The organism is Rhizobium sp. WSM409, from assembly GCF_057653825.1.
The window spans coordinates 3,980,267-3,993,920 of record NZ_CM172794.1; the positions used below are offsets into that span (position 1 = coordinate 3,980,267).

General features: G+C 62.1%; 16 protein-coding genes. 5 read left to right on the plus strand and 11 right to left on the minus strand.

The annotated features are described in order from the left end of the window. Positions 1-82: 82 nt before the first annotated feature. The 4 genes from AC25BC_RS19620 to AC25BC_RS19635 all read right to left on the minus strand — a co-directional run bounded on the left by AC25BC_RS19620 (position 83) and on the right by AC25BC_RS19635 (position 3,436). Positions 83-502, minus strand: coding sequence for a GNAT family N-acetyltransferase (locus AC25BC_RS19620; RefSeq protein WP_012759183.1), 420 nt, complete (start codon positions 500-502; stop codon positions 83-85). An 8-nt stretch (positions 503-510) separates the two neighbouring features. Then, positions 511-1,434 (minus strand): prephenate/arogenate dehydrogenase family protein, encoded by a 924-nt coding sequence (locus AC25BC_RS19625; RefSeq protein ID WP_012759184.1) that lies wholly within the window; start codon positions 1,432-1,434, stop codon positions 511-513. Beyond that, entirely contained in the window at positions 1,431-2,528 is a 1,098-nt protein-coding gene (gene hisC / locus AC25BC_RS19630; protein WP_020487039.1) for a histidinol-phosphate transaminase, read from the minus strand. Before hisC ends, AC25BC_RS19625 begins: the two co-directional genes overlap by 4 nt. A gap of 131 nt (positions 2,529-2,659) precedes the next feature. Beyond that, the gene (locus tag AC25BC_RS19635; RefSeq protein WP_017995330.1) at positions 2,660-3,436 is read right to left on the minus strand and encodes a class I SAM-dependent methyltransferase; all 777 of its coding nucleotides are present in this window, start codon (positions 3,434-3,436) and stop codon (positions 2,660-2,662) included. Between the two features lie 53 nt (positions 3,437-3,489). On the opposite strand from AC25BC_RS19635, the gene gloB reads away from it, so the two are divergent. Beyond that, positions 3,490-4,260, plus strand: a complete 771-nt coding sequence (gene gloB, locus AC25BC_RS19640) for a hydroxyacylglutathione hydrolase (protein ID WP_017995331.1) — start codon at positions 3,490-3,492, stop codon at positions 4,258-4,260. Continuing rightward, positions 4,260-4,682: a cupin domain-containing protein gene (locus AC25BC_RS19645; RefSeq protein ID WP_012759188.1), complete on the plus strand. Its 423-nt coding sequence runs from the start codon at positions 4,260-4,262 to the stop codon at positions 4,680-4,682. The genes gloB and AC25BC_RS19645 overlap by 1 nt, the downstream gene beginning before the upstream one ends. Before the next feature lie 61 nt (positions 4,683-4,743). Here the strand turns inward: AC25BC_RS19645 and yddG are convergent, their stop codons facing one another. Further along, positions 4,744-5,634 carry an aromatic amino acid exporter YddG gene (yddG, locus tag AC25BC_RS19650; RefSeq protein ID WP_012759189.1) on the minus strand — a complete coding sequence of 297 codons (891 nt, stop codon included), beginning with the start codon at positions 5,632-5,634 and terminating at the stop codon, positions 4,744-4,746. Positions 5,635-5,664: 30 nt separating this feature from the next. After that, positions 5,665-6,447, minus strand: a complete 783-nt coding sequence (locus AC25BC_RS19655) for a DUF3108 domain-containing protein (protein WP_012759190.1) — start codon at positions 6,445-6,447, stop codon at positions 5,665-5,667. A 242-nt stretch (positions 6,448-6,689) separates the two neighbouring features. Here AC25BC_RS19655 and rpmB point away from each other — a divergent pair, with 242 nt between their 5' ends. Together rpmB and AC25BC_RS19665 are read left to right on the plus strand one after the other, a co-directional pair. Next, a complete protein-coding gene (gene rpmB, locus AC25BC_RS19660) occupies positions 6,690-6,986 on the plus strand; it encodes a 50S ribosomal protein L28 (protein ID WP_003543341.1) in 297 nt (98 codons plus the stop codon). A gap of 116 nt (positions 6,987-7,102) precedes the next feature. Next, a complete protein-coding gene (locus tag AC25BC_RS19665) occupies positions 7,103-7,738 on the plus strand; it encodes a queuosine precursor transporter (protein WP_012759191.1) in 636 nt (211 codons plus the stop codon). Here AC25BC_RS19665 and AC25BC_RS19670 read toward each other — a convergent pair whose 3' ends face one another. The 5 genes from AC25BC_RS19670 to AC25BC_RS19690 all read right to left on the minus strand — a co-directional run bounded on the left by AC25BC_RS19670 (position 7,739) and on the right by AC25BC_RS19690 (position 13,268). Further along, entirely contained in the window at positions 7,739-8,305 is a 567-nt protein-coding gene (locus tag AC25BC_RS19670) for an ATP-binding protein (RefSeq protein WP_012759192.1), read from the minus strand. It lies immediately after the preceding gene. Between the two features lie 76 nt (positions 8,306-8,381). Beyond that, the gene (locus AC25BC_RS19675; RefSeq protein ID WP_012759193.1) at positions 8,382-9,419 is read right to left on the minus strand and encodes an esterase-like activity of phytase family protein; all 1,038 of its coding nucleotides are present in this window, start codon (positions 9,417-9,419) and stop codon (positions 8,382-8,384) included. Between the two features lie 13 nt (positions 9,420-9,432). Further along, on the minus strand, positions 9,433-11,334 hold the full coding sequence (gene cobT / locus AC25BC_RS19680) for a cobaltochelatase subunit CobT (protein WP_012759194.1): 1,902 nt from the start codon (positions 11,332-11,334) through the stop codon (positions 9,433-9,435). Between the two features lie 12 nt (positions 11,335-11,346). Continuing rightward, positions 11,347-12,339: a cobaltochelatase subunit CobS gene (cobS, locus tag AC25BC_RS19685; protein ID WP_012759195.1), complete on the minus strand. Its 993-nt coding sequence runs from the start codon at positions 12,337-12,339 to the stop codon at positions 11,347-11,349. Between the two features lie 311 nt (positions 12,340-12,650). Beyond that, positions 12,651-13,268, minus strand: coding sequence for a J domain-containing protein (locus tag AC25BC_RS19690; protein ID WP_012759196.1), 618 nt, complete (start codon positions 13,266-13,268; stop codon positions 12,651-12,653). Between the two features lie 101 nt (positions 13,269-13,369). On the opposite strand from AC25BC_RS19690, the gene AC25BC_RS19695 reads away from it, so the two are divergent. Beyond that, on the plus strand, positions 13,370-13,654 hold the full coding sequence (locus AC25BC_RS19695; RefSeq protein ID WP_012759197.1) for a BolA family protein: 285 nt from the start codon (positions 13,370-13,372) through the stop codon (positions 13,652-13,654).

Consider the following 13,654-nt stretch of genomic DNA (forward strand, 5'->3'; position numbering starts at 1 on the left):
AGTGTCCAGCGGTTTTGGGATAACGGGATGCATAGGAAAGGCCTGAAGCGCGTCGAATGAGTCCGGCTCGACGCGAGGCGCTTCAGGCAATTCGCTTGATGAAGAAGACTTCCGGCACCGATTGCAGGCCGGGCAACTCGATCGCGCCAGTTTCGGAAAATCCGTTGCGGCGGTGCCAGTCCTGAGGCCGGCTTTCGTCGCATTCGCTCGACGTCATCAGCAGGCGGGCGCCATCGCCGCGCATGGCTTCTTCCCAGGCGAGAAACAGCGCCGTCCCAACGCCCGACCGGCGATGGCCGGGCAGGACGCGGATCATTTCCATATAGGGAACCCTGCCCCAGAAGCGGGAGAAACGCAGGAAGCCGACGATCTCGTCGTCTTCCCTGGCAACCAGATATTCGCCGAGCGCGACGCAACGCGATACCCATGCTTCACCGGCGCTGGCATCCTCGCGAGCCAACCAGTCGATATCCGCCCGGCCGGCACGTGCCACCTCCACCATCGCGGCGGCTACTTCTTGTCCAGCGCGTGGCGGCCGAAATCCGGCGCGTCGACATCCTGGCCGGCCTGGACGATCGAACGGCGGATGGCGCGCGTGCGGGTGAAGAGTTCGAAAATCTTGTCGCCCTCGCCCCAGCGGATGGCGCGCTGCAGATAGGCGAGATCCTCCGAGAAGCGCGCCAGCATTTCGAGGATCGCATCGCGGTTATGCAGGCAGACGTCGCGCCACATCGTCGGGTCGGAGGCGGCGAGGCGAGTGAAATCACGAAAGCCAGAGGCGGAATATTTGATGACTTCCGACTCCGTCACCGTCTCCAGATCGTCGGCGGTGCCGACGATATTGTAGGCGATGATATGCGGCAGGTGCGAGACGATGGCGAGCACCTTGTCGTGATGTTCGGCATCCATTTCGTCGACCTTCGAGCCCAACGCTTCCCAGAAGCTGCGCAGCCGCTTCAAAGCGGTCTCATCGGTATCCGCGACCGGCGTGAAGATGCACCAACGGCCTTCGAAGAGGCCGGGGAAGCCGGCATCCGGGCCGGATTTCTCCGTACCGGCCAGCGGGTGGCCGGGGATGAAATGCACATTATCAGGCATATGCGGCAGCATCTGCGCAATGACAGAAGCCTTGGTGGAGCCGACATCGGTGACGATCGCCCCGGGCTTCAGGCTTGCCGAAATCTCCTTCGCCACACTTTCCGAAGCGCCGACCGGCACCGAGACGATCACCAGATCGGCATCCTTGACGGCATCCTGTGAAGACGTCGTGTAGCGGTCGCCGAGGCCGAGTTCCTCCGCACGCTTCAGCGTATCGGGGCTGCGCGTGGCGACGACGATCTCCCTTGCAAGACCAAGCCGCCTGATGTCATAGGCGAGCGAAGAGCCGATCAGGCCGATGCCGATCAGCGCGATCCGATCGAACTGCACACTCATGCCTGATGACCCATGAATTCGGTGAGCGCGGCAATCACGCCGCGGTTGGCCTCTTCGGGGCCGATGCTCATGCGCAGCGCATTGGCGAAACCATAGCCGCGCACGGCGCGCAGGATGTAGCCGCGGCTCGTCAACAAATCATCGGCATCCGCGGCGCGCTTGCCGTCGATCTCGGGGAAATGAATGAGGACGAAATTGGCGACGGACGGCGTCACCTTCAACCCGATCGCTTCGAGTGCCTGGGTGAGCGTCTCGACCCACATCTGATTGAAGGAGACGGCCTGCTGGATGAAGGCCTGGTCGCGGATGGCAGCGGCAGCGGCGGCGATTGCCGGCGCGTTCAAGTTGAACGGCGCGCGCACGCGATTCAGCGCATCGACGATCTCGGCGGGCGCATACATCCAGCCGACGCGCAGCGCCGCAAGGCCATAAGCCTTCGAGAAGGTGCGGGTCATCACCACGTTGGCATTGGAGGAGACGACCTCGATGCCGGCTTCATAATCGTTGCGGCGCACATATTCGGCATAGGCGGCATCGAGCACGAGGACGACATGTTTCGGCAGTCCGGCCTGAAGGCGGCGGATCTCGCTGACGGAAACATAGGTGCCGGTTGGATTGCCGGGATTGGCGATGAAGACGATCTTCGTCTTCTCGGTCACCGCGGCAAGGATCGCATCGACATCGACGGTATAGTCTTTCTCCTTGACGACAACAGGCGTGGCGCCGGCGCCCAGGATCTGGATCTTGTAGACGAGGAAGCCGTGCTCGGTGATGATGCCCTCGTCGCCGGCACCGAGATAGACATGGCAGAGCAAGCCGAGCAGTTCGTCGGAACCGTTGCCGCAGAGAATGTTTGCCGGATTGAGGCCGTGCACGGCGGCAATCGCCTCACGCAGTTCGATCGCCTGCCCGTCAGGATAACGCCCCAGATTGTCGGCAACCGTCTTGAAGGCTTCGATTGCCTTCGGGCTGGCGCCGAGCGGCGTTTCGTTGGACGAAAGCTTGTAGACGCGGGCAACACCCGGCGCATGTTCCTTGCCCGGCACATAGGCTGCGATATCGAGAATACCGGGACGCGGAACGGGCTTGCTCATCTCAACGCTCATGGGTTCGACCTTGGAATTGCCGGAAATCCGGGCTGAAAAACACCAAGTGGCATTAAAGCGGAATGAGATTGTTGTCGAGACCTATGGGCGTGACACAAGCAGTTGGAGACCGCCGAGAGCTACCTGCTGCGTGTGGTCGGCACGCCATGCGGTGCGAGAACCGGCACGAAGACGCGGCGGGAGGCCCGCGCCGCCACCGGCAGCCCCTGATAGAGCCGCTTCTGCGCTTCGACGATGATGACGCCCGAGAAGGCCGGCCACAGCGTTCGACCGATCCGCTCGAAGGCGCGGCGAAGCCGCAGGATGGTCCTCAACTTCGAGGGCGGGAAGAACAGCGCTTCAGCCGTCGCGCCCGGGGTGAAATTCGTCTCGCGCAGCAGATTGGTCAACTGACCGCGGGAATAGGGCCGGCCCGAACCGAAGGGTGTATGCTCCATGCGTGCCCAGACGCCGCGCCGGTTCGGCACGACGATGACCAGCCGTCCACCCGGCGCCAGCACCCGCCAGAGCTCCTTCAGCGTCTCGCGCGGGCTTTCGGCGAATTCCAGCGAATGCACCATCAGCACCCGGTCGATCGACGAATCCGGCAGCGGCAGTTCCTCGTCGAAGACAAGCGCCGTCGTCGAGAGCGAGCCCATCGGCCAATTCACCGCGCCCTGCCCGGCCGGCATGAAAGCGAAGGTACGCTCGGTATCGGCCTGGAAGCGATCGAGGAAGGGCACGGCATAACCGAGACCGACCAGACGCTCCTGCGGCAGCCGCACCCAGAGCGAGGACAGCGCCATGGCGATCGACTGCTCGGCAAGACGTCCGAGCTCGGAATGATAGAACTGGCGTAAGTCGACGATATCGGCGTGCATTGCGACAAATGTTATCAGCGGGCGGTTGGACTTCAAGGCCGGAACCTCTACATTTCCGCGAGACTCCTGGGATAAGGGATTATTGAACGATGAAACCTTTGGAATTAGACGTTTTTCTCTGCCGCACCGACAATTTCGGCGTTCTCGTGCACGATCCGGAGACAGGCTTTACCGCGGCGATCGATGCGCCGGAGGAGGCGCCGATCCTGGAAGCGGCGACACGTCGCGGCTGGAAAATCACCCATATCTTCACCACTCATCATCACACCGACCATGTCACTGCCAACCTGGCGCTGAAGGAACAATTCGGCTGCGAGATCATCGGCCCGATCAACGAGGCCGTCGCCATTCCCGGCCTCGATCGGACGATGGCCGATGGCGACAGCTTCCTTTTCGGCGATCACACCGTCAACGTCATCGAGACACCCGGCCACACCGCCGGCCACATCTGCTATCACTTCGTCGATGACAAGCTGCTGTTTGCAGCCGACACGCTGTTTGCGCTCGGCTGCGGCCGGCTGTTCGAACGCCCGGCCGCCGATATGTGGCATTCCCTGCAGAAACTCGCCGTGTTGCCCGATGAGACCGCCATCTACTTCGGCCATGAATACACATTGTCCAATGCCCGCTTCGCGCTGACCGTCGATCCCGACAATGAGCGACTGAAGAGCCGCGCCGCCGAGATCGAGGCCTTGCGCGCCGATGGCAAATTCACCATCCCGACGACATTGGGGCTGGAAAAGGAAACCAACCCGTTCCTGCGCGCCGCCGATCCGGCGATCCGCCGCAATCTGCTGATGGAAGGCAAGACCAACGAGGAAGTCTTTGCAGAGATCCGCAAGCGCAAGGACCATTTCTGATGTCGCCTGAGGACATCATCCGCGAACTCGGCATGCAGCCGCATCCCGAAGGTGGCTGGTACGTGCAGACATTCCGCGATACGGCGGGCGGGGAACGCGGCCACTCGACAGCGATCTATTACCTGCTGACCAGGGGACAGCGTTCGCACTGGCATCGCGTCCATGACGCGGCGGAGGCCTGGCATTATTACGCCGGCGCGCCGCTCTCGCTGCACCGCTCGGAAGACGGAACGGCAAGCCAAACCCTGACGCTCGGAACCAACCTGTCCGCCGGCGAGCGGCCGCAGGCGATCATTCCCGCCAATTGGTGGCAATCGGCCGAAACCCTCGGCGATTTCACCCTGGTCGGCTGCACCGTCTCGCCCGGCTTCGAGTTTTCGAGCTTCGAGATGGCGCCGCCCGGTTGGAAGCCCGGCGGCTAGAGCATGATGCCGAAAAGTGTGAGCGGTTTTCGGGCGACACCATGCTCCAACTATCTAAGGCCTATTCTGCTGCTGCGGGCTGCGCCTGGCTCTTGCGGCGGAACATGTCCTGGGCGGCGAGCACCGCCCCGCCGGTGACGAGCACGCAGGCGAGAGCAATGCGCCAGCTCGGCTCGGCAAATCCAAACAGCAGCAGAATAAGCGTCGAAAGCAGAGGTGCGGCGTAACTTGCCGCGCCGAGAATCTGGATATCGCCGTTCTTGACGCCGTAATCCCACGCGTAGAAGGCAGCCCCGACCGGAAAGAGCCCAAGCCCGGCGACGGCGACCCACTCGAAACTCGTTGCCGACCAGACGGTCGTCTCCAGGCCGAGATGGCAGAGCAACGACAGCATGGATGTCGCAAGGCAGAAGCCGGTGACGACATCCGTGGAGACGGCGTCGAAACGCCGCGTCAGCAGCGAATAGCCGGACCATGTGAAGGCGCAGAGAAAGGCGGCACCGTAACCGACGGCATAGGCGCCGTCGAAATCGATGCCGTTGCGACCGACGATCAGGAAGGTACCGCAAAGTCCGGCAAGCGCACCCGCCGCATGATACCAGTGCAACCGTTCGCCCGGCAGCAGCGCCGAACCGACGACGATCAACAGCGGCCAGAGATAGGCGACCAGCCCCGCCTCCACCGCCGGCGCGTTCCGGAGCGCGGTAAAATAGAGGAAGTGATAACCGAACAGCCCCGCAATGCCGGTTATCCAGACCTTGGCCGGCTGCTTCAGCAGCGCCAGCCGCGCGGGATTGAGGATAAGCACGACGAGGCCGGGAATGCTGCCGATCGCAAAGCAGACGGCCGAAAGCTGGAACGGTGGCATCTTGCCGGAGGCGGCCGTGAACAACGCCAGGAACGACCACATCAGAATGGCCGTAAAGCCGATCAACGTCGCGCGAAGCTTCACCTGTCCCCCTTCACGGAGGCAGAAGCCCCGTCAGCTGTTGCTGCCGTATTTGACGGCAGTGATCGTCACCATTCCATATTCGGTTGGAATGCGCACATAAACAGGAGCGTATACATTTGCCGCGTCCGACTTGGCAAACCAGATTTCCATGCGATCGCTCTTGCTCAGATAGTCGATATCCTTGCGGCCCTTCTTGTAGCCCGAGCGCGGCACGAAGCGGACGCTGCAGACGGTCGCCTTGCCCTTGAACCCATTGGTGGAAAAATCCTCGTCGCCCTTCGGCGACAGCACCAGATCCATGCGCGTCTCGCCGTCGAAGATCGGCAGCGTCTGCGAGCAGACCTTGGTATCGCCGGTGAAGACCAGGCCGGAGATCGGATCGAGCACCGAGCGCATGTCGCGCGGCGTGACGTCGATCCAGTTCTTCGGGCGCTTCGGCATCGGTGTCGTCGTCGCCGAGATGATGTTGCCGTTGCGGTAGCTGACCTCGTAGACGCGGGCCTTCCTCTTGCCGCTCTTGTAGTAGAGCGAGTATTTCTGCGCCTGCAATCTGTCATTGCGCACGACGCCGCTCACGCTGGTCTTGGCCGAAATCGTCGTGATGAGATCGGCAAGACCGGCGGAATTGATGCTCCCGGCGATCTTGTAGCTGTGATCGTCCTCGATCTGCGTCAGGAACGCGGCGCGCGCGATCGGCAGCCCGGCGAGCGCCACCCGGTATTCCGTCCGATGCTGGATTTCGGCCGCCGATGCGGGTATGGCAAGAAGTGCGGCGATGGCCGAAATGAAAATCCGTCTGCCCGAATGAGCCATGGAAAAAAGCCTTGTCTTGCTGCGCGCTGGCAACCTTTGCTGAGCGGTCTATACTCCTGCCGCGAAGGGAAGAAAACAGCAGCTTTTTGACAGAATTGCGGGAAAGGCCAAGGTTTGGCTTGACGCGAGCAGCCTGTCTGACTATAGAACCGCAACTTTCCAATCATGCCCGTTGGATTGCGCGCCTGGTTTTGCCGGGAATGGCAATTCGATGGCCCGAGAAAAACAAGAATAGGTGTTCCATGTCCCGCGTGTGCGAATTGACCGGCAAGGCCGTCCTGACTGGTAACAATGTCAGCCATGCCAACAACAAGACCAAGCGCCGGTTCCTGCCGAACCTGTGCCAGGTCACGCTGATTTCCGACGCTCTCAACCAGCGTTATCGTCTTCGCGTTTCGGCTGCCGCTCTTCGCACCGTCGAGCATCGTGGCGGCCTCGATGCCTTCCTGCTGAAGGCCAGCGAAAACGAATTGTCGATGCGCGCGCGCCTGTTGCGCCGTCAGATCGCCAAGAAGACCGCCGAAGCCGCTGCTGCGTAAGCTTCCTTCTGCCCTTCTTTCATACGGCTTCAAAAGGCTTGAACGGATAATACCGGACAAGCCTTTTGCTTTGCCGGTTTGCTCCTCCAACTGGTGGCATCACCCAGGATAAAAAAATGCTGAAGACCCGCTATACCATCGCCTATGTCGCGCTGATGACGCTCGTCGTCGTCGCCTCCAACTTCCTCGTCCAGTTTCCGCTGAACGCCGAAGTCGCCGGCATCAACCTTGCCGACATCCTGACCTGGGGCGCCTTCTCCTATCCGATCGCTTTCCTGATCACCGACCTGACCAACCGTCAGTTCGGCCCGCAGGCAGCCCGCAAGGTCGTCTTTGCCGGCTTCGTCGTCGGTGTGACGCTCTCCTTCTTCACCTCGGTGCCACGCATCGCCATCGCCTCCGGCTCGGCCTATCTCGCCGGCCAGTTGCTCGATATCGCCGTCTTCAACCGCCTTCGCCGCCAGGCCTGGTGGCGCGCGCCGCTGGTCGGTTCGCTGATCGGCTCGGCGCTCGATACGGTGATGTTCTTCTCGCTTTCCTTCGCCGCGTTCTTCGTCTTCCTCGGCCCGAACGACCCCTTTGCGCTGGAAGCAGCCCCCGTCCTCGGCGTTTTCGCCACGGAGGCTCCGCGATGGATTTCCTGGGCGATCGGCGATTTCGTCGTGAAGATGATCGTCGGCCTCGTCATGCTGCTGCCTTATGGCGCGCTGATGAACGTGCTGCGGCCGATGCAGGCCGCTCGCGCCAGCTAATCACGGACGCCGCCGGACCGCACCGGCGGTGATCGCGGGATGCAGCAGAGCCTCGGCAACCAGATCGTCGATATCTCTTGACGAATCGAGCCGCAACACCGGCGCCGTCTGCGTATCCAGCCATTGTTCATGCGCCGCAAGGCTGCGACCCTCGGGGCCGGCCGTCTCATAGCTGGCCGCCCATTCCTGGAATTCCCCGCTTTTAACTTCCATGTCGCCACCAGGCCCGATCCTGTTTCCATATCGGGCAATCTCCCGCACGCGGATGCGCGCCATTCGAAGCCCCGGCTCGATCCTGAGGAATAGGATCAGATCGTAAAGCGGCTCCAATGGCCCACCCCATTTCAGCGCGGATCCGGAGAGGACCCAGCCGTCATGCCGTGCCGCTTCCTCGAGGAGCAGTCGGATGCGCTCGTCGGCATTCCTCGGCGTCGTGAACGGCGGATCGGTCGGCATCCAGAAGAAATCATCAGTGTCGAGATGGGCGATATCGAGCCTTTCGGCAAGCGCATGGCCGAGCGATGTCGTACCGGAACCGGACGCGCCCATGACATGAATATGCACCATGAATCTCCCTGCGAAGACTGCTTCCCGATGCCGCGGGGGATAGCCGAGGCATATGACATCGGTCTGACGTCTTGGATTAATTCCGCTTCTGGGAACTCGGCGCTGCCCACGCGGCCTCTTCCGAAAGCCGGAATTCCAGCATCAGATTGCGCTGCAGGATCGAATGATTGTCGTCCGACACCAGAATGATATGGGTCGTGCCGTCGGCGGCCTGAAAAGCATCGAGCCCTTCCATATTGTCGATCTGCGAGTTGAAATTACCTTCCAGCAGCAATTCGCCGTCAACGACGGCGCCGGGCCTGATGTCGGCGCCCTTGATGCGCCGAAGGCGCATGCCGATGCCTTCGGCCATGTTGAAGCGGCGCTCCAGCAGCAACAGGTCGCCGTTCGGCAGGAAGGCGCCGTCGGTGATGTCGAAGCTGCCATCCCGCTCGACCGAGAAACGTCCTTTCAGCGGCCCGCTGAGAATGGCCGCCATCCGGTTGCCATCGCTGTCGAGACCGCGCTCGGAGATGATGACCACCCCGCCCTTGAGTGGGCTCGATGCCGGCGCCACGGTGATGGTTTCGATACCTCGATTGTCGCTCAGCATCTTCCGCGGGATGAGGATCGGCAGGGTGGCGATCGCTCCCGAGCCGGCAAAGCCGGGATCGGGATAGACATCGACGCGATGAGCCTGCTCGAAGGAGACCAGGATCCGGTCGCCGTCGAGCGCCAGGCCTTCGGCATCCATATGTCCCTTGCCCTCGAAGCTGCGCCCGGCGCTGTTCTTCATCGGCGTGATCTCGACATCCGAAAGGCCGGAAAGCCTGCCCTTGACGTCGCGCTCGATGCTGCCGGTCAGCCACTGGCCGGTATCGAGCACGACGACGAAATGTTTTTGGTCCGGCCGGAAACGGATGGAGGAGAGCGAGCCGAACAGCGCTCGGCTGGACACCATTTCCAGCCCGCCCAGAAATTCCAGCGATCCGAATTGCATCTCCGAAGAGCCGATCCTGAAATCGGAGATTTGCCGGCTAATGACCGGCACGTCGTCGCCGGCCCATGACGAGGAAGCGCCGGCTGCGATACCGAGAGCGATCGACGCCGCACGGCAGAGGCGCTTGACCGTCATTCTTCCAGCGGCGTCAGCCGGCACGGCGTATCCGGCCGCCGCGCGGCTGCACGGATTGGTCTTCGAAAAGCGAGGCAAGCTGCTCGGTCATCGCACCGGCAAGCTCGTCCGCATCGACGATCGTCACGGCGCGGCGATAGTAGCGCGTCACGTCATGGCCGATGCCGATCGCCAGCAACTCGACAGGCGAGCGTGTCTCGATCTGCTCGATGACGGCACGCAGGTGCCGCTCCAGATAATTGCCCGGATTGACCGACAGCGTCGAATCGTCCACTGGCGCTCCGTCCGAGATCATCATCAGGATGCGGCGCTGCTCGCGGCGCGCGAGCAGGCGATTATGCGCCCAGATCAGCGCCTCGCCGTCGATATTTTCCTTGAGCAGGCCCTCGCGCATCATCAGCCCGAGATTGGCGCGCGCGCGCCGCCACGGCGCGTCGGCCGACTTGTAGATGATATGACGCAGGTCGTTGAGGCGGCCAGGCGTCTGCGGCTTGCCGCCGGCAAGCCAGCTTTCACGCGCCTGCCCGCCCTTCCAGGCCTTGGTCGTAAAGCCCAGGATCTCGACCTTGACGCCGCAGCGCTCCAGCGTGCGGGCGAGAATATCAGCGCAAGTGGCGGCAACCGTGATCGGCCGGCCGCGCATCGAGCCGGAATTGTCGATGAGCAGGGTAACGACAGTATCGCGGAACTGGGTGTCGCGCTCCATCTTGAAGGAGAGCGCCTGCATCGGATCGATGATGATGCGCTGCAGCCGGGCCGGATCGAGATAACCCTCTTCCAGGTCGAAATCCCAGGAGCGGTTCTGCTGCGCCATCAGGCGGCGCTGCAGCCGGTTGGCGAGACGGCCGACCGCGCCCTGGAGATGCGCCAGCTGCTTGTCGAGGAAGGCGCGCAGGCGCTCCAGCTCGGCGGCGTCGCAAAGTTCCTCGGCGGTGATGATCTCGTCGAACTCTTCGGTAAAGACGTGATAATCGACCTTCTCGTTGAAATCGGCAAAAGGCGTATTCGGCCGGCGGGTCTCGCCCGGCGTTTCCGAATCGTCCTCGCCCTCTTCCATCATGTCGTCGTCGGAGATTTCGGCGCCTTCGGTCTCGCCGTCCTCCATCTGCTCGTCGGCGACCTCACTGTCCTCGACGGGGGCGGCATCGGTACCGGCATCCTCGTCGACCTCGTCCTGGTCCTGTTCGTCGCCGCTCGGCTGGTCTTCCTGCTCCGACTGGTCGTCATTGTCGGCGTCGCTGTCATCGTCGCCGTATTCCTCGGCCATTTCCATCGCCGACAGCATGTTGCGGATGACCTTGGCGAAGGCCTGCTGGTCGTTGATCGCGCTCGACAGATTGTCGAGTTCGGACCCTGCCTTGTCCTCGATAAAGTCGCGCCAGAGGTCCAGCACCTTGCCGGCGGAGGCTGGCGGGCGCTGGCCAGTCAGCTTCTCGCGCACCATCATCGCAACCGCTTCGCCGACCGGTGCGTCTTCCTGGCGCTCGATGCCGGTCAAATTCGCCTTGGAATATTTCTCTTCCGTCATGGAGCGCAGGTTCGATGCCATGCCCTCCATGCGCAGCGCGCCGATCGATTCGACGCGCGCCTGTTCGACTACATCGAAGATCGCCCGGGCGTCCGAGCCTTGCGGCGCCATCGTCGCATGCATCTTCTCGTCATGGCAGGCGAGCCGCAGCGCCATCGAATCGCCGAGACCACGGGTGACCGCCAGCTCATGCGCCGTCGGCCGTTTGGAAAGTTCCGGCAGCCGAATGCGCTCGCCGGTCATCCCCGGCCGCTCATTGGCGAAGGTCACCTCGACGTCGCCGTCACCGGCGATCGAGCGCACGCAGCCGGTTATCGCCCGGCGCAATGGCTCGACGTCGACAGGCGCGCCGGGCTTTGCTTTCGAATTGTCACCGCGAGCTGCCATGATCGGTCGGTCTCAAGCCCCGAGAACGATGTTGGCGGCACTTTCCTTCAGCTCGACGCCGAAGGCGCGCTGATAATGCTCGGCGACCAACGGACGCTCCAGCTCGTCGCACTTGTTGAGGAAGGTGACGCGGAAGGCGAAGGCGAGATCGCCGAAGATTTCGGCGTTTTCGGCCCAGGTGATAACCGTACGCGGGCTCATGACGGTCGAGAGATCGCCGTTCATGAAGGCGGCACGCGTCAGGTCGGCGACGCGCACCATCTTCGAAACCGTCTCACGGCCGTTCTTGTCCTTGCCGAAGCTCTTCACCTTGGCGGCGACGATATTCACTTCGTGATCATGCGGCAGGTAGTTCAGCGTGGTGACGATCGACCAGCGGTCCATCTGCGCCTGGTTGATCTGCTGCGTGCCGTGATAGAGGCCGGTCGTGTCGCCGAGGCCGATCGTGTTCGCAGTCGCAAACAGACGGAAGGCCGGGTGCGGCCGAATGACGCGGCTCTGATCGAGCAGCGTCAGGCGCCCGGAGGATTCGAGTACGCGCTGAATCACGAACATCACATCGGGGCGGCCGGCATCATATTCGTCGAAGACCAGCGCGACATTGTGCTGATAGGCCCAGGGCAGGATGCCGTCTTTGAATTCGGTGACCTGCAGCCCGTCCTTGACGACGATCGCATCCTTGCCGACGAGATCGATACGGCTGACATGGCTATCGAGGTTGATGCGCACGCAAGGCCAGTTGAGCCGCGCCGCCACCTGCTCGATATGCGAGGACTTGCCCGTGCCGTGATAGCCGGAAATCATCACGCGGCGGTTATGGGCGAAGCCTGCGAGAATGGCGAGCGTCGTGTCGCGGTCGAACAGGTAGTCGGTGTCGAGGTCCGGAACATAGGCGTCGCCCTTGCTGTAGGCGGGAACGCGAATGTCGGAATCGATGCCGAAGGCCTCGCGGACCGAAACGGTGGTATCGGGCAGTTCTGATATATCCAGGTCGATCTTGCTCATCGTGTCTCCAAGGCGGGTGATGCCACCCGGCCATACTGTCTCAGGCCATGTCGCAACCCAGACGCCGCGTTTTTTTATTCCGCGCCCGTTCAGGTCGGAACGTCGGCGATGCTTCTCCGGGACTGAAACGAAACCTCGGCGGGATAATGACCGCGTGCGAGCATTCTTGAAAGAGTCCCGGACAAGAAACGCCGCGTCCGGAAGGTCGGCGGAGGCGATGTCGGGAAAACGCACAAATATGAGCCGCGTTTGCCTGCGGCCTCAGCCGATTTGGACCATACCCGATTGAAGCCTAAGAGCAAGGACGGGAATTAACAAAAACCGTTCTGCTTCAACAATTGATAGGCCTGGATGACGGCGCGGAAACGCTCCTCCGAGCCGCGGTCGCCGCCATTGGCATCCGGATGGTGTTTCTTCACCAGTTCCTTGTAGCGGCTCTTGATCTCCGCCGATGTCGCATTGGCGTCGAGGCTCATCGTTTCGAAGGCCTTGGTCTCAAGCGATTTCAGCTTGCGCGCCTGGGGAAAACGCGGTCCGCTGCCCTTGCCGCCTTCCTTGACGAAGCCGAAGGGATCGCGAACGCGGGTATAGGCGCCGGAGCGGATCTCCGAATGCAGCGGACTGTCCTTCGCCGCCTTGTTGACGCCGACCGTCCATGTCGGCCGATGGCCGGTGATCGCCTCTTTCTGGTAACGCGCGATCTCGCCGTCCGAAAGACCGGAGAAATAATTGTAGCCCTTGTTGTATTCCTTGACGTGCTCGAAGCAGAACAAGAAGAACTGGCCTTCCGCATTGCGGCCGACCGGAGCGCGATGCGCGCCCTTCTTGTCACACCCGTCCCATTGACAGGTAGGCGGCGCCTGCTCTGTCTCCGGCTCGCGTTTGCGGCGTGTTCGGATGCGATCGAAATATTTGGAATCAAGTCTCATGACGGCGCTAATTATGGGGCTGTCGCGAAGCGACAACAAGAATTGACAAACGGGAATGTTGCAGGCTTGGTAGGAACCCTTTTCGCGAACAGCAAGACCGGATGATGACCCTGCGAACCCGCATCGAAGAAAAACTTGTCGAAGCCTTCGCGCCCGAACGCCTGAGCGTCATCGACGAAAGCCATCTGCATGCCGGCCACCAACCCGATATCACGGGCACCGGCGAAACCCATATGCGGGTGAGGATCGTTTCCGGAAAATTCGCCGGCCTGTCGCGGCTGGCGCGCCACCGGGCAATCACCGACCTGCTGAAACCGGAGCTCGATGCCGGCCTGCATGCGCTGGCCGTCGAACCGGCTGCACCTGGTGAACCGACCCGCTGGTAG